General features: G+C 69.7%; 18 protein-coding genes and 2 tRNA genes. 7 read left to right on the forward strand and 13 right to left on the reverse strand.

Annotated features, from left to right (window positions below):
• Positions 1-74: 74 nt before the first annotated feature.
• Positions 75-2,288: a catalase/peroxidase HPI gene (katG, locus tag ACOKM3_RS16425; protein ID WP_426901174.1), complete on the reverse strand. Its 2,214-nt coding sequence runs from the start codon at positions 2,286-2,288 to the stop codon at positions 75-77.
• A gap of 137 nt (positions 2,289-2,425) precedes the next feature.
• Between katG and ACOKM3_RS16430 the strand changes: the two genes are divergently transcribed.
• The 4 genes from ACOKM3_RS16430 (at position 2,426) to ACOKM3_RS16445 (ending at position 5,856) form a co-directional block, all read left to right on the forward strand.
• A complete protein-coding gene (locus ACOKM3_RS16430; RefSeq protein WP_426901176.1) occupies positions 2,426-2,845 on the forward strand; it encodes a Fur family transcriptional regulator in 420 nt (139 codons plus the stop codon).
• Between the two features lie 163 nt (positions 2,846-3,008).
• Entirely contained in the window at positions 3,009-3,767 is a 759-nt protein-coding gene (locus tag ACOKM3_RS16435; RefSeq protein ID WP_426901178.1) for an ABC transporter ATP-binding protein, read from the forward strand.
• Between the two features lie 49 nt (positions 3,768-3,816).
• A complete protein-coding gene (locus ACOKM3_RS16440; RefSeq protein ID WP_426901180.1) occupies positions 3,817-4,686 on the forward strand; it encodes an ABC transporter permease in 870 nt (289 codons plus the stop codon).
• A gap of 33 nt (positions 4,687-4,719) precedes the next feature.
• On the forward strand, positions 4,720-5,856 hold the full coding sequence (locus ACOKM3_RS16445; protein WP_426901182.1) for an ABC transporter substrate-binding protein: 1,137 nt from the start codon (positions 4,720-4,722) through the stop codon (positions 5,854-5,856).
• Between the two features lie 48 nt (positions 5,857-5,904).
• On the opposite strand, the gene ACOKM3_RS16450 is transcribed toward ACOKM3_RS16445, so the two are convergent.
• From ACOKM3_RS16450 to ACOKM3_RS16465, 4 genes are all read right to left on the reverse strand, one after another.
• Positions 5,905-5,978: transfer RNA gene (locus ACOKM3_RS16450), tRNA-Met, on the reverse strand.
• Positions 5,979-6,261: 283 nt separating this feature from the next.
• Positions 6,262-8,058 (reverse strand): tetratricopeptide repeat protein, encoded by a 1,797-nt coding sequence (locus ACOKM3_RS16455; RefSeq protein WP_426901184.1) that lies wholly within the window; start codon positions 8,056-8,058, stop codon positions 6,262-6,264.
• Positions 8,059-8,287: 229 nt separating this feature from the next.
• Positions 8,288-8,361 (reverse strand) — tRNA-Met (locus ACOKM3_RS16460).
• A 47-nt stretch (positions 8,362-8,408) separates the two neighbouring features.
• On the reverse strand, positions 8,409-11,318 hold the full coding sequence (locus ACOKM3_RS16465; RefSeq protein WP_426906810.1) for a UPF0182 family membrane protein: 2,910 nt from the start codon (positions 11,316-11,318) through the stop codon (positions 8,409-8,411).
• A 143-nt stretch (positions 11,319-11,461) separates the two neighbouring features.
• Between ACOKM3_RS16465 and ACOKM3_RS16470 the strand changes: the two genes are divergently transcribed.
• Positions 11,462-12,004, forward strand: coding sequence for a PPA1309 family protein (locus ACOKM3_RS16470; protein WP_426901186.1), 543 nt, complete (start codon positions 11,462-11,464; stop codon positions 12,002-12,004).
• Positions 12,005-12,106: 102 nt separating this feature from the next.
• Here the strand turns inward: ACOKM3_RS16470 and ACOKM3_RS16475 are convergent, their stop codons facing one another.
• The 4 genes from ACOKM3_RS16475 to ACOKM3_RS16490 all read right to left on the reverse strand — a co-directional run bounded on the left by ACOKM3_RS16475 (position 12,107) and on the right by ACOKM3_RS16490 (position 15,222).
• Positions 12,107-13,195 (reverse strand): YlbL family protein, encoded by a 1,089-nt coding sequence (locus ACOKM3_RS16475; RefSeq protein ID WP_426901187.1) that lies wholly within the window; start codon positions 13,193-13,195, stop codon positions 12,107-12,109.
• A 51-nt stretch (positions 13,196-13,246) separates the two neighbouring features.
• Positions 13,247-13,411 carry a hypothetical protein gene (locus tag ACOKM3_RS16480; RefSeq protein WP_266713872.1) on the reverse strand — a complete coding sequence of 55 codons (165 nt, stop codon included), beginning with the start codon at positions 13,409-13,411 and terminating at the stop codon, positions 13,247-13,249.
• Between the two features lie 137 nt (positions 13,412-13,548).
• Positions 13,549-14,013 (reverse strand): molybdenum cofactor biosynthesis protein MoaE, encoded by a 465-nt coding sequence (locus tag ACOKM3_RS16485; protein WP_426901189.1) that lies wholly within the window; start codon positions 14,011-14,013, stop codon positions 13,549-13,551.
• A 96-nt stretch (positions 14,014-14,109) separates the two neighbouring features.
• A complete protein-coding gene (locus ACOKM3_RS16490; RefSeq protein ID WP_426901191.1) occupies positions 14,110-15,222 on the reverse strand; it encodes an SDR family oxidoreductase in 1,113 nt (370 codons plus the stop codon).
• A 191-nt stretch (positions 15,223-15,413) separates the two neighbouring features.
• Between ACOKM3_RS16490 and ACOKM3_RS16495 the strand changes: the two genes are divergently transcribed.
• Positions 15,414-16,886: a zinc-dependent metalloprotease gene (locus ACOKM3_RS16495; protein WP_426901193.1), complete on the forward strand. Its 1,473-nt coding sequence runs from the start codon at positions 15,414-15,416 to the stop codon at positions 16,884-16,886.
• On the forward strand, positions 16,883-17,407 hold the full coding sequence (locus ACOKM3_RS16500) for an NUDIX hydrolase (RefSeq protein ID WP_426901195.1): 525 nt from the start codon (positions 16,883-16,885) through the stop codon (positions 17,405-17,407). The genes ACOKM3_RS16495 and ACOKM3_RS16500 overlap by 4 nt, the downstream gene beginning before the upstream one ends.
• Positions 17,408-17,482: 75 nt before the next feature.
• Here the strand turns inward: ACOKM3_RS16500 and ACOKM3_RS16505 are convergent, their stop codons facing one another.
• The 4 genes from ACOKM3_RS16505 to ACOKM3_RS16520 all read right to left on the reverse strand — a co-directional run bounded on the left by ACOKM3_RS16505 (position 17,483) and on the right by ACOKM3_RS16520 (position 21,378).
• On the reverse strand, positions 17,483-18,238 hold the full coding sequence (locus tag ACOKM3_RS16505; protein WP_426901197.1) for an AIM24 family protein: 756 nt from the start codon (positions 18,236-18,238) through the stop codon (positions 17,483-17,485).
• An 18-nt stretch (positions 18,239-18,256) separates the two neighbouring features.
• On the reverse strand, positions 18,257-18,937 hold the full coding sequence (locus ACOKM3_RS16510) for an AIM24 family protein (RefSeq protein ID WP_266713860.1): 681 nt from the start codon (positions 18,935-18,937) through the stop codon (positions 18,257-18,259).
• A gap of 11 nt (positions 18,938-18,948) precedes the next feature.
• Positions 18,949-20,667 carry a TerD family protein gene (locus ACOKM3_RS16515; protein ID WP_426901199.1) on the reverse strand — a complete coding sequence of 573 codons (1,719 nt, stop codon included), beginning with the start codon at positions 20,665-20,667 and terminating at the stop codon, positions 18,949-18,951.
• A 114-nt stretch (positions 20,668-20,781) separates the two neighbouring features.
• Entirely contained in the window at positions 20,782-21,378 is a 597-nt protein-coding gene (locus ACOKM3_RS16520) for a M48 metallopeptidase family protein (protein ID WP_426901201.1), read from the reverse strand.
• Positions 21,379-21,523: the final 145 nt, after the last annotated feature.

Below are 21,523 nucleotides of genomic sequence, written 5' to 3' on the forward strand. Positions count from 1 at the left end.
CACGACGGGTCCGATACGACAGAGAGGGCCGGTTCCCCGAAGGGAGCCGGCCCTCTTTGCTCAACGCTTCTCGATCAGCGCACGTCGAACCGGTCGAGGTCCATGACCTTGGCCCACGCCGCGACGAAGTCCTTCACGAACTTCTCCTTGGCGTCGTCGCTCGCGTACACCTCGGAGAGCGCGCGCAGCTCGGAGTTGGCACCGAAGACCAGGTCGGCGCGGGTGCCGGTCCACTTGACCTGCCCCGAGGCGTCGCGGCCCTCGAACTCGTCCTGCGCGGACGACGTCGACTCCCACTGGGTGTCGATGTCCGTGATGTTGACGAAGAAGTCGTTGCTCAGCGTGCCCGGACGGTCGGTCAGGACACCGTGCTTCGACCCGCCCGTGTTGATCCCGATGACGCGCAGGCCGCCGACGAGGACGGTCATCTCGGGCGCGCTGAGGGTCAGCAGGTTCGCCTTGTCGGTGAGCAGGAACTCCGCCGGGAGGCGGTTGGCCTTGCCCACGTAGTTGCGGAAGCCGTCGGCCTTCGGCTCGAGGGCCGAGAAGGACTCGATGTCCGTCTGCTCCTGCGAGGCGTCGACACGGCCCGCCGTGAACGGCACCTCGACCTCGACGCCGCCGTCCTTGGCGGCCTGCTCGACGGCCGCGGAGCCCGCGAGCACGATCAGGTCGGCCAGGGAGACCTTCTTGCCGCCCGCGGCGTTGAAGGACTCCTGGATGCCCTCCAGCACACGGAGCACCTGCGCGAGGCTCTCCGGGTTGTTGACCTCCCAGCCGCGCTGCGGCTCGAGGCGGATCCGGGCGCCGTTGGCACCGCCGCGCTTGTCGCCGCCGCGGAAGGAGGAGGCGGAAGCCCAGGCCGCGGACACCAGCTGCGGGACCGTGAGCTCGGAGGCGAGCACCTGCTGCTTGAGCGTCGCGATGTCGGAGGCGTCGATGAGCTCGCCCTCGCGCGCCGGCAGCGGGTCCTGCCAGAGCAGCTCCTCGGAGGGGACCTCCGGGCCGAGGTAACGGACGACCGGGCCCAGGTCGCGGTGCGTCAGCTTGTACCAGGCGCGCGCGAAGGCGTCCGCGAATTCCTCCGGGTTCTCGTAGAAGCGCCGCGAGATCGGCTCGTAGATGGGGTCGAACTTCAGCGAGAGGTCCGTGGTGAGCATCGTGGGCAGACGCTTGACCGAGGAGTCCTCGGGGTCCGGGATGATCGCCTCGGCGTTCTTCGCCACCCACTGGTTGGCGCCGGCCGGGGACTGCGTGAGCTCGTACTCGTACTCGAAGAGGTTCTTGAAGAAGTAGTTGCTCCACTGGGTGGGCGTCTCGGTCCAGGTCACCTCGAGGCCGGAGGTGATGGCGTCGCGGCCCTTGCCCTTGCCGTAGCCGGACTTCCAGCCGAGGCCCATCTGCTGCATGGGCGCGCCCTCGGGCTCGGCGCCGACGAGGTCCGCGTCACCCGCGCCGTGCGTCTTGCCGAAGGTGTGGCCACCGGCGATGAGGGCGACGGTCTCCTCGTCGTTCATCGCCATGCGGCGGAACGTCTCACGGATGTCGCGGGCCGCGGCGATCGGGTCCGGGTTCCCGTTGGGACCCTCGGGGTTGACGTAGATGAGACCCATCTGGACCGCGCCGAGCGGGTCCTCGAGGTCGCGGTCGCCCGTGTAGCGCTTGTCGTCGAGCCAGACCTGCTCGGGGCCCCAGTAGACGTCCTCGTCCGGCTCCCACACGTCGGCGCGGCCGCCGGCGAAGCCGAAGGTCTCGAAGCCCATGGTCTCCAGGGCGACATTGCCGGTGAGGATCAGAAGGTCGGCCCAGGAAATGCTCTGCCCGTACTTCTTCTTCACGGGCCAGAGCAGCCGGCGGGCCTTGTCCAGGTTCCCGTTGTCCGGCCAGCTGTTGAGCGGGGCGAAGCGCTGCTGACCCGCGCCCGCACCACCGCGGCCGTCGCTGATCCGGTACGTACCGGCGGAGTGCCAGGCCATCCGGATCATCAGCGGGCCGTAGTGACCGAAGTCGGCCGGCCACCAGTCCTTGGAAGTGGTCAGGACCTCGGCGATGTCGCGCTTCACGGCCGGGAGGTCCAGGGAGTTGAACGCCTCGGCGTAGTCGAACTCCTCACCCAGCGGGTTCGCCACGGCCGGGTTCTTCGCAAGGATCTTCAGGTTGAGGCTCTCAGGCCACCACTGGCGGTTGCCGCCACCCTGCGTCGGGTGCGCCGCTCGGCCGTGCGCGACCGGACAACCGCCCGCCTCCGCGTTGGGGTCCGTGACAAATTCTTGGTGATTCTCGGACATTGGGTGCCCTTCCCGAGTCGTCCTGTCGCTTGGCTATAGCCGAGCCTGATCCTACAATGGACAATGTCTAAGTCAAGGAAAGCTCCAAAGTCACATCCAATCGGGGCCCAGAGCCCCCGACTGTTAGGCTGGCCCTTATGAGTGACCTGTTGGAACGGCTGCGCGGACGCGGCTGGCGGATGACCGCGCAGCGGCGCGTCGTGGCCGAGGTCCTCGACGGGGACCATGTCCACCTCACCGCTGACGAGGTGCATGCGCGCGCGACGGCGAAGCTGCCGGAGATCTCACGGGCCACCGTTTACAACACGCTGGGTGAGATGGTCTCGCTCGGCGAGGTGATCGAGGTCGCGACGGACAAGCGCGCCAAGCGCTACGACCCGAACGCGCACCGCCCGCACCAGCACCTGGTCTGCGACCTGTGCGGCCAGATCCGCGACGTGCACCCGACGGGCAATCCGTTGACGGCCCTGCCGTCCGACGAGCGCTTCGGCTTCACGATCTCGGACGTCGAGGTCACCTACCGGGGACTGTGCCCGAACTGCGCCGCGAAGGTGTAGCCCCTCACCCGGCACCCTCAACTCCGAAAGGCCCGCACCGCGAGGTGCGGGCCTTTTGCGTTGCACCCTCACCATGCATGGGCCACGCACCCCCTTCCGCAATCTGACGGGTCGTCATATTCTCGCGGTCGCCCACGAGAATCCGCCGCACCCCGGAGGGCCCATGCATCCCAAGCTCCAAGCCCGCGCACTCACCAGGACTTTCGGCAGCACGCACGCCCTCGGCCCGCTCGACCTGACGGTCACCCCCGGCGAGTTCGTCTGCGTGGTCGGCCCCTCGGGCTGCGGGAAGTCCACCCTGCTCCGGATAGCCGCGGGCCTCACCCGCCCCTCCGGCGGCACCCTGGAGATCCGCACCGGCAGCCCCCGCCCCGCCGCGATGATCTTCCAGGACTACGGGATCTACGACTGGAAGACCGTCCTGGCCAACGTCCGCTTCGGCCTCGACATCCAGAAGACCCCGCGCAAGGAGGCGAACGCCCGCGCCCGCGACTGGCTCGCCCGGATGGGCCTCGCCGACTTCGCCGACGCCTACCCGTCCGCCCTCTCCGGCGGCATGCGCCAGCGCGTCGCGATCGCGCGGGCGCTGGCGGTGGAGCCGGAGATCCTCCTCATGGACGAGCCCTTCGCGGCCCTCGACGCCCAGCTCCGCACGATCCTCCAGGACGAGCTGCTGGCGCTCACGCAGACGACGCAGACCACCACGCTCTTCATCACGCACAGCCTGGAGGAGGCGATCGTCCTCGGCGACCGGGTCCTCGTGATGTCGGCCCGCCCCGGCCGCGTGATCGCCGAGCGCAGGCCGCCGTTCGAGCGCCCGCGCACCGGAGACATCCGCGACACCCCCGAATTCACGTCCCTGAAGGGCGAGTTGTGGGATCTGCTGCGCGGCGAGGTGCACCAGGAGGCGGTCCCGGCATGAGTGCCCTCCCGTCACCCACCACCGCCCTTTCGACGAATGGGCTGCGCCCATGACCAACCTGATTCCGACCAAGGCCACGGACGACGACCTTCTGGTCCGCGCGCCTGGCCCCCAGGAGCTCCACCCCACCCGCGCCCGGCGCAAACGCCGCGCCCTCGAACTCTCCCTCGCGATCGCGGTCCCCGTGGTCCTGATCCTGCTCTGGCAGCTCGCGGCCTCCCAGTCCTGGATCGACGAGCGCATCTACCCGGCCCCGTCCACGATCCTCGCCGACGGCTGGCAGCGCGCGGCCGACGGCGAACTGTGGCCGGACGTCTGGGCCACCCTGAAGCGGGTCCTCGCCGGCTACGTCATCGGCACGGTGTCGGGCTACCTCCTCGGCCTCCTCATGGGCTCGATCTCCCTGGTCCGCGCGGCACTCGAACCCCTCCTCGACGCCCTCTACGTCGTCCCGAAGCTGGCCCTCCTCCCGATCTTCCTGAACATGTTCGGGCTCGGCGAGGGGCCGCAGATCGCACTCGTCGCGGCGACCGTCTTCTTCTTCGTATGGATCTCGACCATGGCGGCGGTCATCTCCGTCCCCACCGGCCACCGGGACGCCGGCCAGGTCTTCGGCGCGTCCCCCTGGCAGATGTTCCGGCACATCCTGCTGCCCGCCTCGCTCCCCGCCGTCCTGGTGGGCGCGCGCATCGCGGCGGGCGTCGCGGTCCTGGTCATCGTCGCCTCGGAGCAGATCGCCGCGAACGACGGCCTGGGCCATCTGATCTTCGACGCCCGCGCCCTCTTCCAGAACGACGTGATGTTCGTCGGCATCGTCTGCGTCGCCGCCCTCGGCGTCCTCTTCTCCGAACTGGTGCGCCTGGCAGGCCGGTTCCTCACCCCCTGGGCCCCGCGCGACCGGGGCCGCGGCCAGTCCTGACTCCTCTTCTCAGCCCTTCTGTACGGAGGCTCCATGCGCACCAGATACGTGGGTACGACCCTGCTCGCGGCCGGCGCCCTGTTGCTCGGCACGACGTCCTGCGCCAAGACCGACACCCCGTCCGACGCCGCCGCGAAGCCCCGCGCGATCAAGGCGGTCGCGGGCTGCGGCAAGGGCTCCTGGACGGATCCGGCGGACCGCTCCCCCGACCGGAAGCCGGCCCGCTGCGACAAGGGCGCGCCCGCCCCGGTCAAGCTCAGCAAGCCGCGCAAGCTGACGATCGCGACGGGCACGCTGAGCGCCGAGTACGTGGCCCCGCTCGAAATGGCCGTCAAGAAGGGCGAGTTCAAGAAGGAGGGCCTGGATGTGAAGCTGAAGGTCCTCCCCACGCCCGACGCACTGCCCCTCCTCGCCAAGGGCGAGATCGACGCCCAGTGGGCCGCCCCGGAGGCGGCGGTCATGAACGGCATCCTCGGCGGCTTCGACATCAAGTGGGTGTCCGGCAACTTCTCCCCCGACCCCAAGTCCAAGAGCGGGCTGTGGGTGCGCCTCAAGAAGGGGCAGAGCGCGTCCCAGGTCCGGATGGCGGGCAAGAAGATGGGCACGCTGATCGGCAAGGGCTCGGTCGCCTCGTACCCGATGAACATCGCCCTGAAGAAGCACGAAGGCGGCCTGAGCAAGATCCAGTTCCAACAGCTCGGCTCGGCCGACGTGTTGACCGGCCTTCAGAACGGCGGGGTCGACTCGGCCTGGCTCCTCGACCCGATCTGGCGCAAGGTCGACGGCGACAAGCGCTACGCGTTCCTCGGCGGCCAGCCTCAGGGCGAGCCGCTCGGCGGCCTCCTGTACGGGCCGAACCTGCTCAACAAGGACCCGGACGCGGGCGTCGCGTTCCTGCGCGCGTACATCCGGACCGTGAACACGTACTTCAGGGACGACTACAAGAAGGACCCCGCCTTCGTGGCCGAACTGGCCCGCCTCCTGAAGACGGACAAGAAGGTCCTGGAGGAGACACCGTCCCTGCGGATGGACTGGGAGATCCGCTCCGGCACGACGGACCGGCTGCAGGCCGCGTACAAGGCGGCGGGCGTCTCCGAGGGCGATCCGCTGCCGGAGTCGAAGACGGTGAACAGGAAGCTGTACGAGGAGGCGGTCGGCCACAAGCCGTGAAAACGCCGAGGCCCGGATCCTTGAAGGATCCGGGCCTCGGACTTTCAGTAGCGGGGACAGGATTTGAACCTGCGACCTCTGGGTTATGAGCCCAGCGAGCTACCGAGCTGCTCCACCCCGCGCCGTTGTGTTCACAACCTTACGTCATGCCCCCGACCAGCGCAAACCACTTCGCGTGGGGGCCTGGGCATCACGGGGGCCGCACGCCGCCTCGGGCAATCCGCCGCCACCCCGGCCGCCTTGGGCAATCCGCCGCCACCCCGGTCGCCTTGGGCAATCTGCCGCCAAGGGCGGCAGGGTGGGCAAGGCGGCACCCCGGCGCGGGCAGCGCCTTCGATCGACCCCCACCCCGGTGCGGCCGGACACCCCGGTGCGCCGGAACCCCCAGTCGAGTCAGGCGGAGCCCTACGCCGACAGTTCCTGCCGCAACGCATCCCGCAACCGCCCCGCCCGCTCCGCAACCTCCGCCGGGCCCAACTCGACCGCCCGGGACGCCCACTTCTGCCCCTCGGCGAGATCCCCACGCCGCGCGCACAGCAACGCCAACCGCAACGCCGCACGCCCGTGCCCCGCATCGGCCGCCCGCGTCCACCACAACGCCGCCTCCGGCTCGCTCCCCTCACGGGCGAGCAGCAGCCCAAGGTTGAACGCTCCGTTGCGCGACCCGGCCTCCGCGGCCTCCCGGTACCACCGCGCCGCCTCCACCACATCGCCCCGCGCGGCGGCCAGCATCCCGACCCGCACCTGCGCCCGCCGGTGCCCGTGCTCGGCGGCCCGCTCGTACCACTCCTCGCACTCGCTCTTCTCGGTGACGGGCTCCCCCAGCTCGTGCCGAACCGCGGGCGGCCGCCGCACATCGAGCAGCGAGGCGAGCCGATACGCGGCCTCCGCGCTGCCGCCCCCGGCCGCACACCGCAGGTGCCGCTCGGCGGCCTGCTCGTCGCCCTCACGCTGCCGCGCGATGCCGGCCTGCAGCGCCGCCTCGGTGTGCCCGCCGGCCGCGGCCCGCTCGTACCACTGCAGCGCGGCCGCCTCGTCGTCCCGACTCGCGTACAGGATCCCCAGGTTGAATGCGGCGTCGACGCTCCCGGCCTCCGCGGCCTTGGAGAACCAGGGCTCGGCGCCGACCGCGTCCCCGTTCTGCAGGAGCAGCACCGCCAGCGCGTTGGCCGCCTCGCGGTGACCCGCGTAGGCGGCGCGGCGGTACCAGCCCTCGGCCTGCGCGGTGCGGTGCTGCTCGGCGCAGAGCAGGCCGAGGTTGTACGCGCCGTTGTTGTCGCCCGCGTCCATGGCCGCGCGGTACCAGCGCTCGGCGGTCTGCGTCTCGCCGCGCTCGGCATGCAGGGCGCCCAGCGCGTTCGCCGCGTTGCCGTCACCGTCCTGGGCGGCCCGCAGCCACCACACGGCCGCGCTCTCCTCGTCACCGGCGTCGCGCAGCAGGAACGCGAGGGCGCACGCGGCGCGCGCCTCACCGTCCTTGGCGGACGTCAGGTACCAGCGCCCGGCCTCCTTCAGCTCGCCGCGCTTCTCCAGGATCGAACCGAGGTGCAGGGCTGCCCGCCGGTGTCCGCGCGCGGAGGCCTGCCGGTACCACTGCTCGGCCTCCTCGGCCGGGTTCTTGCCGTCGCCGGAGACGAGCACATCGGCGCCGCCCTTCCGGTCGAGCGCGCGGGCGAGCCGGTACGCGGCCTCACGGTGCCCGCGCTCGGCGGCGACCCGCATCCAGCGCTCGGCGCCGACGTCGCTGCGGTGCTCCAGGAGATCGGCGAGCGCGTACGCGCCCAGCGTGTGGCCGTGCTCGGCGGCCTGGCGCAGCCAGTACTCGGCGGCGGGCTCGTCGCCGCGCTCGCGGAAGTGCCGGCCCAGGGCGTGCGCGGCGGGCGCGGAGCCCGCGACGGCGGCGACGCGCCACCAGCCCGCGGCCTCTTCCGCGTAGCCGCGCGTGTGGAGCAGGACTCCGAGGTTGTTGGCCGCGGCCCGGTCACCGGCTCCGGTGGCAGCACGAAGAAGGGGCTCGGCTCCGTCGAGATCTCCGCGGCGCAGCAGCATGGCGCCGAGGACGCTCATCGCCTCGACGTCGCCGGCCTCCGCGGCCAGCCGCTGGCGTGCTTCTTCCGCAGCCTCGCCGGGTTCGTCCCGATCTGCCGGCTGCACAAACCGCCCTGTCTCCAACAGAGTTGCCTTGTCCCCCATAACGTCCATCGTCGCACCACCTGCAACCTGGGTACACCTCGTATACCGCAGCCAGTGAGGTCACTTCAGCGTTTTGTCGACATGCCCACAGGGAGACAAGTGAAACACAGTTTTCTCAACTCCCCCCGAGGGGAGCATCGTTCGCACATGCTTCGCACATGCCAGGGGCTCATGACAGCAGGGGGCCCCGACGCACCGAAGGCCCGGAAGCCTTAGCTTCCGAGCCTTCGATCATCAGTAGCGGGGACAGGATTTGAACCTGCGACCTCTGGGTTATGAGCCCAGCGAGCTACCGAGCTGCTCCACCCCGCGCCGTTGTGTTGAAACCGTACCACGGCGCGGAGGGGTCACTTGACCGGTCAGCCGCCGGCCGCCTCCTTGTTGTCCCCGTTGCCGCTGTTCTTGTCGTTCTTGTTGTCCCCTGCCGCCTTGTCGGCCTTGTTCTGCGCGTCCTCGGCGCGTTGCAAGGCGTCCTGCAGCTGGTCCTGGGCCTTGCCGTAGGCGGTCCAGTCGTTGTCCTTCAGGGCCTCCTGGCCGTCCTTGAAGGCCTTGTCGGCATCCGCGAGCGCTTCCTTCACCGTCGAGTTCTCCGGCGTCTCGCTCGTGTCCCCGCCGGGTTTCTCCGGCTCGGCCGGCGTGTCCCCGTCCACCTCGAAGGCCTCGTTGAGCGCCGCGGACAGCGAGTCCGCGAAACCGATCTTGTTGCCGTACGAGACCGCGACCTTGCGCATGAGTGGGTACTCGGCATTGCGGCCCTGGGCGTAGATCGGCTCTACGTAGAGGAAGCCCTTGTCGAGCGGCACCGTCAGCAGATTGCCGTACAGGACCGTCGAGTCGGCACCCTTCATATCGCGCACCCAGTTGGCCACGGAGCCCGAGGAGTTGAGCGTGTTCTGCACCTGCTCGGGTCCTGCGACCTTGTCCTCGGTGACTCTGAGCAGCCTTATGGCGCCGTAGTCCTTACTGGTCGCGTCGGCGTCCACCGCCATGAAGGCTCTCAGGTTGGGCCGCCCGCTCGGTGTGAACGTCGTCGTCAGTGAGAACTGCTGGCTGGTCTGACCCGGCATCTTCATGGACAGGTAGTACGGCGGGACCGCGCTGTTGTCCTTCTTGGTCGGGTCGTTCGGCACCTGCCACGCGTCGGACGCGTTGTAGAACTGGTTCGAGTTCGTCACGTGGTAGAGGCTCAGCAGCTCACGCTGGACCTTGAACATGTCCTGCGGGTAGCGCAGGTGCTCCTTCAAGGAGGCCGGGATCGCGCTCTTGGGCTCGACCGTGCCGGGGAACGCCTTCTTCCAGGTCTTGAGGACCGGGTCCTTGTCGTCCCACGTGTAGAGCTTGACCTCGCCCGTGCCCGCGTCGACGGTCGCCTTCACCGAGTTGCGGATGTAGTTGACCTGGTTCTGCTGGGCCACCACGGCGCGCTGGCTGTCCGCCTCGTTGAGCGAGTCGGCGGTGCTGTCGCCCAGCGTCGTACGGGACGCGTAGGGATAGCCGTTCGACGTCGTGTAGGCGTCGATGACCCACTTGATCTTGCCGTTCACGACCGTCGGATACGGGTCCCCGTCGATCGTCAGCCACGGCGCGACGGCCTCGACGCGCTCCTTGGGAGTGCGGTTGTAGAGGATCCGCGAGCCCTCACCGATGGCCCCCGAGTACAGGATCTGCGGCTCGCTGAAGGCGACGGCATACGCGGCGCGGTTGAGCGGGTTCGCCAGATTGACGCCGCCCTTGCCCTTGTAGCTGGTCGTCTTCTGCGTGCCGTCGTCCTGCTCGTAGTCCAGCTCCTTCTGCGGCCCACCGACGATCGAGTACTGCGAGGTCTTCTCGCCGTAGTAGATGCGCTGGTTGTAGTCGCCGAGGTCGCCGGTGGTCGGCAGGCCCGACTCGGTGAACTGCGGGGCGCCCCCGGAGGTCGCCGTGCCCTTCGCCGTCACGGCGCCGTAGCCGTGCGTGTAGACGAAGTGGTCGTTGATCCAGTTGCGCTTGTCGAGCTTGCTCAGGTTCAGCTCGCGCAGGCCGACCACGGTGTCCTGGCCGTTGTAGCGGTCCACGTCCAGGGTCGTCGGGAACTGGTAGTACTTCCGCTGCTGCTCGAGCTGCTGGAAGGTCGGCGAGACGATGTTCGGGTCGTTGAGCCGGTAGCTGGCCGCCGAGTCGGACTCCGTCCGCTGCTTCGCGGCGTCGTCCGAACCCTTGCCCTTGTAGTCCACGGGCTTGGCCTTGTCGATGCCGTACGCCTTACGGGTCGCCTCGATGTTCTTCTTGATGTACGGGGCTTCCTTGGACTGCTCGTTCGGCTGGACCTGGAACTTCTGGACGATGGCCGGGTACAGGCCGCCGATCAGGATCGCCGAGAGCACCATCAGGCCGAAGCCGATGACCGGCAGCTGCCAGGTGCGCCGCCACAGGGTCGCGAAGAAGAGGATCGCGCAGATGACGGCGATGCAGAACAGGATCGTCTTCGCCGGCAGATACGCGTTCGCGTCGACGTACCTGAGGCCCGTCCAGTTGTCCGTCGCCTTGAAGTCGCTCTGCTTCACCGCGAGCCCGTACCGGTCGAGCCAGTACGCGACCGCCTTCAGGGCGACGAACACGCCCAGCAGGACGGAGAGGTGCCCCGTCGCCGCGGCCGTGGCACGCGCCCCCGGGCTGGTGATCCGCAGGCCGCCGTACAGGTAGTGCGTCAGCGCGGCGGCGACCAGGCCGATCACGGCCGCCGCGAACCCGAAGCCGAGCAGGAAGCGGTACCAGGGCAGATCGAACGCGTAGAAGGACACGTCCATGTGGAACTGCGGGTCCTTCTGGTTGAACGGCACGCCGTTCACGAACATCAGCCACGTACGCCACTGGCTGGCGGCCGAGGCTCCCGCGATCAGACCCACAAGGGCGGTGATGCCGACGAGCAGCCACCGCTTGAAGGGTGCGATGCCCATCCGGTAGCGATCGAGGCTCTGCTGCTCCATCGACATGGCGCTCAGCGGCGGGCGCAACCGGTGCGCCAGCCAGACGTTCACGCCGACGGCGAGCGCCATCAGCAGTCCGAAGACGAAGAAGAGCCCGATCTTCGTCCACAGTTGAGTCGTGAAGACGGACGAGAACTTGACCGAGCGGTACCAGAGCCAGTCGGTCCAGAATCCGGCGAACATGACGAAGGCCATGCCGAGCACGGCCAGGACGCCCAGCGTCAACAACAGCGTTCGGGCACGCCGGGAGGGTCGGCCGACTCTGATCCGCGGTCCCGTCGGGCCCCCGCCGCGGTCCGGCATCTGGAAAGCCAAGGTGTGCACCTCGAAGTTCGGTATTCGGTCGGTCGGTCGGGCCCCCGAGAACGCGGACCCATCACCTATGCAACTTACTCACGCTTTACTCAGTTCCCGCTTCGGGGGACGAACGAGGCAGGATTGTGACCATGTCCAACACTCCCATGGCAGCGAGCCCCCTCACCCGAGCCGTACTCGAGATCGATGAGTACGCCGCCGGGCTTGGCTGGGACCAGCCCGCTCGCCTCTTCGCCCTCGTCGACACCGCCGCGCTGCGCGCCCAGGAACCCGCTCTCGCCGCCCAGCTCGGGCTCGAGGGCGAGCAGGAGGCCCCGGGCCTCACCCCGATCGAGCAGGACGAGATCCCTGCCGGAAAGCCGCTGGACGAGTTCCTCGGCACCATCGCGTGGCCTGACGCCGTCGTGGGCTGCGCCCTGACGGTCGAGCGCCTCATGCTGCCGCCGTCGGCGGAGGCGTCCGTCCCGGAGGGCCTCAGCGACGCGAAGCTCACGAAGTGGGTGGCCGAGCACCCGGACCGCCAGGAGGTCCGCATGACGGTCGGCGTGCTGCGCGACGGCACCCGCGACTCGGCGCTGCGGCTGCGCGAGAAGGACGCGACGACGGAGGTCCTCACGGGCTCGAACCTCGTACCGGGGCTCGCGGAGGCCCTGTCGGTGACGTTCGCCGACTGACGCTTTCTTCGTCTACGTAGAGACGTTTTCCTCGTCTACGTAGAGGGGCGCCACCGGAGTTTCCGGTGGCGCCCCTCTACGTAGTGCGGTGTTTGCGCCTGTTCAGCCCTTGGCCGTGCAGGTGGTCAGGTCCGCCGTGTTGCCGCTGCGGATGTCCTTCAGGGCGTCCATCGCGTCGTCCAAGGTGTCCACCTTGACCAGCGTCAGCCCTTCCGGGGTGTCCTTGGCCGCGGTGGCGCAGTTGTCCTTCGGCGTCAGGAAGTACTGGGCGCCCTTGTCGCGCGCGCCGACCGTCTTCATGCCGATACCGCCGATCGGGCCGACCTTGCCGTCCTCGTCGATGGTTCCGGTGCCCGCCACGAACTTGCCGCCGGTCAGGTCGTCCGACGTGAGCTTGTCGACGATGCCGAGCGAGAACATCAGGCCCGCGCTCGGGCCGCCCACGTCGGCGAGCTTGATGTCGATCTCGAACGGGAAGGTGTGGTCGGTCCCCGCCTGGATGCCGACGATCGCGCGGTCGTCCTCGGCCTTCTCCGTCTTGATCGTCACGTTCTTCGTGCGGGTCGCCTCCTTGCCGGCCTTCTCGGCGGCGGCCGCCTCCTTGACGGGCACGACCGTGAAGACGACGTTCTCCCCCGGCTTGTGCTTGGTGACGAGCTTGGCGACGTCGGCGGGCTTGGTGACCTTGGTGCCGTCGACGGACTTGATGACGTCACCGGCGTGCAGCCTGCCCTGGGCCGGGCTGTCCTTGACGACACTGGAGACGATCACCCAGGACTTCACGGGGATGCCCATCTCGTGCAGCGCCGCCACCTTGGCGCTCTCCTGGGACTGGCTGAACTCCTCAGCGTTCTGCTGCGAGGACTGCTGCTCGGTCTGGCCGTCCGGGTAGAGCGTCTCGTGCGGCACCACGATGCTGTCGTGCGCGAGCCACCCGTAGACGGCCGACACCAGGTTCATGTTGTAGTCGGCGCTGGTGACGCGGACCGTCGTCATGTTCAGGTGGCCGGAGGCGTCGTACGTCTTGTGGCCGGAGATCTGGATCACGGGTTCGCCGCCGTGGTCCGCGAGGGTGTTCACCGTCGGTCCCGGCGACATCTCCGCGTAGGGCACTTTGATGAGCACCCCCGCGCACAAGAGCGCGATCAGCATCAGGGTCGAGGCGAGCATCGTCGCAGTGCGGCGTGGCATGGAACGACAGTACGGGACGACTCTGTCGGCGCACCTGTGGGGCCGGGCCCGTCAGGTCCCCTGGTGCGACTTCTCCATCGCCTCACGGAAGCGCGCGTAACCACTGAGTTCCGTGACATCACCGGTCTTGTGGCGCTGACGGCCGGCCCAGATGCCCCAGAATCCGGCGGCCACCGCAGCGACAACCGGGATGAGCAACCACAGGAGCGCTGCCATGCCGACCTCCCGACCCCATGAGCGACTGCCACTGACGTATCAGCAGATTAACCATCCGCAGTCCCAACGCTCACCGCCGGGGGGCGGTTACGCAACCGGAACGACCTTGGTCCCGACCGGAGTCGGCCGGACAGGGCCTAGCAGGCGCCGACCCACTCCTCGGTGCCGTCCGAGAACGTCTGGTGCTTCCAGATCGGCACCTCGTGCTTGAGGTCGTCGATGAGCTTGCGGCAGGCCTCGAAGGCCTCGCCCCGGTGCGGGCAGGACACGGCGACGACGACCGCGAGATCGCCCACCGCCAGATCGCCGACCCGGTGCACGGCCGCCAGGGCGCGCACCGGGTACTCGGCGACGACCTTCTCCGCGACACGCCGCATCTCCGCCTCGGCGGTGGGGTGGCAGGAGTAGCCCAGCTTGTCCACGTCGGCCCCGCCGTCGTGATTGCGCACGGTCCCCACGAAGAGTGCGGTGCCGCCCGCCGCGTCGTCACCGACGGCCCGGAAGACCTCGTCGAGGGAGAGCGGCGTCTCTCGGATGGCGAGCAGCTGGATCGGGTCCTGTGCCCTCAGCTCGCCGGGGTGGTCGTGCTCAGTGGGTGCCATGCCCTCATCGTGCCGCACGCCGCCGACAACCGTGAATAGCGTTTTCGACCGGCACGCGCGCGTACCGGCTTGGAGCCTCCTACAGGTACGCCGGCCTCAGATGCGCCGCCGCGCCTTCCGTACGCGCCGCACCACGGCCGCCGTGCCCAGGAGAGCGACGGTCGCGCCCGCGGCACCTGCCGCCGTCGCGTCCTTGCGGCCGAGGCGTCGGCCCGCGACGGTGCGCCGGCCCGCGACCTCTTCGAGCAGTTCCGCGAGGACCTCCTCGTTGGTCCACTGGGGTCGCCAACCGGACTCGTGCAGCCGGCTCCCGCTCACCACCCACGGGTACATCGTGTAGGCGAGGTCGCCCGCCGGGGAGGGCGTCAGGCCGATCCGGTGCAGCCGGGCCGCCGCGCCCAGGGCGACGGCGGAGGGCAGCTCCATGCGCCGGATGCCGCTGAGCTCCTCGACCTCCTCCTGCTCCAGCCAGCCGTCACAGCCGACCGCGAACTCTCCGTCGACCTTCTCCAGGGCCGCGTGCTCCAGAGCACTGCACAGGTCGTCCACGTGACAGAACTGCCAGGCGGGCCGCGAACCGGCCACTACAAGGAGGCGCGGCGACTCGAAGTACCTGGTGAGCGCCGTGTCCGTACCGCCGACGAGCACCGCCGGGCGCACCACCGTGACGTTCAGGCCTGGGTGCGCGCGCGGGGCGCGGCGGGCGAGCCGCTCGACCTCCAGGAGGTCGCCGACTCCGGTCGCCTCCGCGGTGGCGCGCAGTTCCGCGTCCTCGGCGAGCGGGAGCTCGTTGTCCTCGAGGGCTCCGTAGACCATCGTCGAGGTGCACAGGACGACGCGGTGCACGCCCGCGGCGGCCGCGGCGGTGAGCACCGTCTGGGTGCCCCGCACGTTGTACGCGGTGCGGGCCGCGGGGTCGGACTCCAGGTCGAGGTCGAGGGCCAGGTGCACGACGACGTCGGCGCCGCGCAGCTTCTCGGCGATGGCCGGGTCCCGGACATCCAGGACGTGCCAGGTCGCTGACGTGCACTCGCCGCGCCGCTCGTCGATGGCGAGGACCTGCTTGATCGCGTCCGACGCGGCGAGCCGCTCGGTGAGCAGGGCGCCGATGCCGGACGCGGCACCGGTGACCGCGACGACGGGGCCGCGGACGGCTGGACTGGCTGCGGGGTTTCGCGCTGCGCGAACCTGCGGATCTGGGGAACTCACCGGGCGTCTCCAGCGGTTGTCTTCAGTACGTACGTGTATGACGCGTACGTACCAGGAGGCATCCATCCTGCCGCAGGCAATGAGTCGGCGAAGCACTGAGGCCCGATCCGGTCATGGTGTCTACGCTGGGTGTGTAGTCGGGCAGTCGCCGCCGGGCCCAAAACCGGCGGCCCAACCAGCCGAGGAATCCCGTGAGTGACACCCCATTCGGTTTCGGCCTTCCGCCGGAGGAGCCGGAAGACGGCGACGAGGGCAAGAAGAAGGACCAGCAGGGCGGTGGCGGTCAGGGACCGGCCGGCCCGTTCGGATTCGGGTTCCCGGGCCTGCCCGGCGCGGGCGGCCCGGGCGGCGAGGGCGGGGACAACCCGTTCGCGGCCATGTTCGGCTCGATGAATCCGAACGATCTCGGGGCTGCGTTCCAGCAGCTCGGCCAGATGCTCTCCTACGAGGGCGGGCCGGTGAACTGGGACATGGCCAAGGACATCGCCCGCCAGACCGTCTCGCAGGGCACGCAGGACGGCGTCAAGGACACCAGCGTGGGCCCCGCCGACCGCACCGCGGTCGAGGAGGCCGTGCGCCTGGCCGACCTGTGGCTCGACGACGCGACGTCGCTGCCTTCGGGCGCGCACTCGGCGGTGGCCTGGAGCCGCGCCGAGTGGGTCGAGGCGACCCTCCCGGTGTGGAAGGAGCTCGTCGACCCGGTCGCCGAGCGCGTCGGCATGGCCATGGGCGACGTGCTGCCCGAGGAGATGCAGGCCATGGCGGGCCCGCTGATCGGCATGATGCGCTCCATGGGCGGTGCCATGTTCGGCCAGCAGATCGGGCAGGCCATCGGCGTGCTCGCGGGCGAGGTCGTCGGGTCCACGGACATCGGCCTGCCCCTGGCCCCGGCCGGCAAGGCCGCGCTGCTGCCGCTGAACGTCGAGGCGTTCGGCAAGGACCTCGGCGTCCCGCAGGAGGAGGTCCGCCTCTACCTGGCGCTGCGCGAGGCGGCCCACCAGCGGCTGTTCTCGCACGTGCCGTGGCTGCGCTCGCACCTGTTCGGTGCGGTCGAGGGGTACGCGCGCGGCATCAAGGTCGACACCTCGAAGCTGGAGGACGTCGTCGGCCAGTTCGACCCGCAGAACCCCGAGCAGATCCAGGAAGCGCTCCAGCAGGGCATGTTCCAGCCGGAGGACTCCCCGGAGCAGAAGGCCGCTCTGGCCCGCCTGGAGACCGCTCTCGCGCTCGTGGAGGGCTGGGTCGACGCGGTGGTCCACGCGGCCGCGAAGCCGCGCCTGTCGTCCGCCGACGCGCTGCGCGAGACGCTGCGCCGCCGCCGTGCGACCGGTGGCCCCGCGGAGCAGACGTTCGCGACGCTGATCGGCCTGGAGCTGCGTCCGCGGCGCCTGCGTGACGCCTCGCGCCTGTGGGCCTCGCTCACGGACGCGCGCGGTGTGGACGGGCGGGACGGCCTGTGGGCGCACCCGGACATGCTGCCGACGGCGTCCGACCTGGACGACCCGGACGGCTTCGTGCACCGCGACGAGCAGCTGGACTTCTCCGAGATCGACAAGATGCTCGGCGAAGCGGCGAGCGGCGGCTCCACCGAGAAGCCGAACCTGAAGAAGGACGAGGACGACAAGAGCGAGGGCGACAAGAGCGAGGGCGACTCCGACAAGTGAGCCTGTACGACGACACGGTCCTCGTGCTCAAGAGCTACGAGGACCAGCCGGAACTGCGCCAGGCCTACCTGGACCATCTGTCGGAGCACGGCGCCGACGGCCTGTGGAAGCCCTGCACCTCGGGGCACATCACGGCGAGCGCCCTTGTCGTCGACCCGGCGCGCGGGCGCGTGCTGCTCACGCTCCACAAGAAGCTGCAGATGTGGCTTCAGATGGGGGGCCATTGCGAGCAGGGCGACCCGACTCTGCGGGCCGCGGCCCTGCGCGAGGCGACGGAGGAGTCGGGCATCTCCGGCCTCACGCTCCTCGAGGGCGGGCCGGTCCGTCTGGACCGGCACCCGATTCCGGGGCCGTGCACGCAGCACCTGGACGTGCAGTACGCGGCGCTCGCCCCGGCGGACGCCACGGAAGCCATCAGCGACGAGTCCCTTGACCTGCGCTGGTTCCCGTACTCCGAGGTCGCAGAGGTCGCCGACGCCTCTGTCGTCCGTCTGGTGGAAGCCACCCGAGCACGGCTCTAGCCCGAGCGCGGCTCTAGAAGGACATGCGTAAGGGGCGGTCACCATGGTGGCCGCCCCTTACGCATGCCTACCTGCCTAGCTCCAGACGTTGCCCTGGTTCTGGCCACGGGCGCCCTGCTGCCCCATGCCGTACTGCGCGGCGAGGCCCCCGCCGGTCGCCGCGTGCTGCGGCGGCAGCAGTTCGCTGGGCTGGACGAGCGCGTAGCCGCTTCCCATGAAGCTGAGCTCCCAGCCCTCGCCGGTGTTGCCCCGGCGCCGCCAGACGCCGGACGAATGCGTCTGCGCCTGCATCTGCACCCGGAGCCCGGTGGACCAGGCGACGATGGCGTCCGCGTCGGCGTTGACGTACCGGTCGGGCGTGACCTGGAGCATCAGCGGCTGGCCGGACGTCATCAGGGCGACCTTGCCGTGCCCGGTGATGTTGAGCTGGTACTTGCCGGAGCCGGAGATGCCGAACTGGCTGTCCACGGCCACGACTTCATGGTGCAGCGAGGAGTCCATCGCCAGCACGTAGCTGCTGTCGACGGTCAGGCCGTCCTGTTCGACATCCACTACGTGGATGTACTGGGCGAGGTTCGCCAGGTAGACGGTGCCCTGCCCGTGGCAGCGCATCAGGCTGAGGCCCTCGCCGGTGTGCGCGCGGGCGCGCTGCTGTCCGGACGTCTGGTACTCACCGTCGAACTCCATCAGCCCCTGGTAGGCGACCATCGCGCCCTTGCGGGCGAGGATGTCGTCGTGACCTTCCAGGGCGACCCGCAGCATCTGCGGGTTCTGCACCGTGTAGCGCTCCTGGGTCTGCTGCTCGGTGTGCGCGAAAAGCGGACTCTGCATGGTGTTCTTCGCTCCCCCTCAGCCCCGGACTCGGAGGCGGTCGGTGCTGTCCTCACTGGGCTGTACGACGACGATGCCTTCCCCGGAGAAGCCCATCTGGTAGGCCTCGCCGCTGCCGCGCCCGATGAGCGAGCCGGCCCTGAAGCTGCGCTTGCCCTTCACCTTCAGGCTCGGCGACCAGGCGATGAGCGCGTCGGGGTCCACATAGGTCTCGTCCTCGCCGCGGCCGCAGTCGACCACGATGGGGGTGCCGCGCGAGGTCAGGGCGACGTGCCCCTGCCCGCTGACCGTGATGTTCCACAGGCCCTGCCCGGTGAACTTGGCGAGGCCCTTCACGCGCTCGACGCCCCACTGGAGGTGCGCGTCGAAGGCGAGGAGGTTGGTGCCGTTGACGGAGATCGACTCGCCACCGAGGTTGATGACGACGACGTCGGCGCCGTAGTCGGCGAGGTAGAGCAGGCCGTCACCGGAGCACTTCATGAGGGGCGCGCCCTCACCGGTCATCCAGTCACGGGCGATCTGGCGGACGGCGGGCGGGTTGGGCTCGTACTGGACGAAGCCTTCGTAGGCGACCATCGAGCCCACGCGCGCGAAGAGGTCGTTTCCGGTCTGCATGGCGACCTTCAGCATGTTGCTGCCGTGGTTCTCCATGCGGGCGGCTACCGGGGTCGGGGCGAAGCCCGCGAGCGGCTGGTTCATGACGGGCTCCCTCAGACCTCGTACGGCTGGACGACGATGAAGTTGCCGGGTGCGCCCCGGAACTGCAGGTTGACGCCTTCGCCGCTGTCGCCCGGATAGGCGTTGCGGCGCATGCGGACCTGGTTGGAGACGATCGCCTGCGAGGCCGCGGACCAGGCCACGACCGCGTTGGAGTCGGCGAACGTGGTGGGCGTGACCGGCAGCACGACAGGCGTGCCGTGGGTCTTCACGACCACCGTTCCGGTGCCCTGGAACTGGAGCACGAACAGGGCCCCTCCGGGGATGCCGTGCCCTTCGATCCTGCGGACTTCGTGCTGCAGGCTCTCGTCGAACGCGAGGACGTTCTCCGCGGAGACGCAGATCGCGTCGCCCTGGAGCTCGATGGGGTGCACGTGGGTGGCCTCTTCCGCGAAGAAGACCTGGCCACGGCCGGAGCAGCGCATCAGCTGCATCTCCTGGCCGGTGGCGTTGCCCACGATGCGGCCCGCGAACCCGGCGCCCTTGTAGCTGAATTCGACCTTGCCCTGGTAGAGCACCATGCTGCCCTGGCGGGCGAGGACGGGCTGGTCGCCGCCGGCTCCGAGGTCGACCCGGATCAGCTTCTTGTTCTGGAGCGTCCAGCGCTGCCCCGTCGGAGCCTCACGGAACTTCTCCAGGGCGGCGGCCACGCCCGGCGCGGCGGCCTGCTGTGGGATGCCCTGCGGCGCACCCTGCGGGGCGGGAGCGGCCGGGGGCTGGCCGAAGACATGCTGAGCAGGGGGCGTCTGGGGCTGCTGCCCGAAGCCCTGCGGAGCGGGCGGAGTCTGGGGCTGCTGGCCGTAGCCGGGCGGCAGGGTTGCGCCGCCCTGGCCGGGGACCTGGCCGAACTGCGGCTGCTGGGGCGGCTGCTGGCCGTACGGGTTCGGAGCGGCCGGCGCCGGGGGCGGCGGGACCGTGCCGGGCGGCGTGGCGAGCGGGGCGGCGATGGTGGGCGCCGCGTGCACCGAGGGCGCGGGGGCCGGCGGGGGCGTGGAGGCCGGCGCCGGGGCGTTGTTCTGCGGCATCGGCTCGGGTGCCGGAGCCGGCGCGGGCGGCACAGGTGCGGGAGCAGGCGCTGCCGGGGCCGAGAAGGACGGCGGTGCGGCGGCCTGGGCGGGAGGCGCGAAGCCGGGAGCCGCGAAGCCGGGAGCTGCGGACTGCTCCGGCGCGGCGGCGGGCTCCTCCTCTGCGACCTCCCCGCCGAAGTTCTTCAGCAGCGCATCCAGACCCCCGTCGAAGCCCTGCCCGACAGCGGCGAACCGCCACACGTCCTTCAGATAGAAATCGCCCAGCATTACCGCACGCTCGGTGGAGAACTCACCACCCTGGAAGGAATACCGCGCGACTTCCTCACCACCGGCGACGATACGGATGTATCCGGGAGCGACCTGCGACATCTGCCCGGCACCGTCGATGGTCGCGGTGAACGAAAGCTTTTGGATGTTCGCGGGGATCTTGTCGAGTGTGACGCGGAAGGACTCCGTGTCACCGGCCTGTGCGCCGAGCAGTTGGACGGATTCCTCGGGCGTTTTCGGCTGGTTGAAGAAGACGAAGTACCGGTCGTCGGACAACCGCTCCTCGGCGTCGAGGCCGAAGCAGCTGATGTCGAAGCTCAGTCCGGGGCCGGTGATCTGTACGCCCACGTACAGATCCGTGCCTGCGGTGAGGTCACTGATCTTGGCCTTGTGGCCGCGTTGGAATTCCCTGGCCATGCGTAACGACCGTCCCCCATCCCGATGGTGATTGCGTCGCGCCAGGCTATCCGCAAACACCGACAGCGGGAGAAGTCGGTACACCCCTGGTACAGAAGCCGCGCTGAAGGGCGATCAGTCGCCGCGCGCGGCGGGTAGATGCGGGAGCCGGTCGGCCGCGACCACTCCTTCGAGATACCCGCGTGCCCGCTCCGTTCGCGGGTACGCCTCCAGGAGCCTCCAGAACCGCGGACCGTGACCGGGGACCAGCAGGTGCGCGAGCTCATGGATGAGTACGTAGTCGACGACGTACTCGGGCATGCCCTGCAGCCGGTGGGAGAGCCGGATACTGCCTTCCGCCGGAGTGCACGAACCCCACCGGGTGTTCTGGTTCGTGACCCACCGCACCGAAGCGGGGCGGGCCTTCCCCTCGAGGTACTGATCAGACAGACGCTCGGCGCGGTCCGCCAGCTCGGTGTCGCCGAGCACCCGCTTGCTCTCCTGCGCGGCGAGCTTGTCGAGCATGACGCCCACCCAGCGCTTCTCCTCGGCCTCCGACATGCGCGCCGGGATGAGCACCACGGTGCGATCGCCCTCGCGGTACGCGGAGACAGTTCTGCGACGCCGGGAGCTCCTGCGCACCTCGACCGCGCTCGCCCCCAGGCCGCCGGAGGGCGGGCTGGTCGTGCTGCGCGCTGTGTTCGTGGCACGGTGCAGTGGGTCGGCGGACACGCCCCGACGTTACCCGCTGGACCGGGCGGAAGTCCCGCCTCCGGAAGTCTTCGGTGCGGCCCCGCAATCCACCTCTCGATTAGTACGACTATCACCCACAGCCTGTGGACAACTTTCCGCACGGCTCCGGCCACCCGGGCATGCT

It is taken from the genome of Streptomyces nidicola, from assembly GCF_050106155.1.
GTDB lineage: Bacteria > Actinomycetota > Actinomycetes > Streptomycetales > Streptomycetaceae > Streptomyces.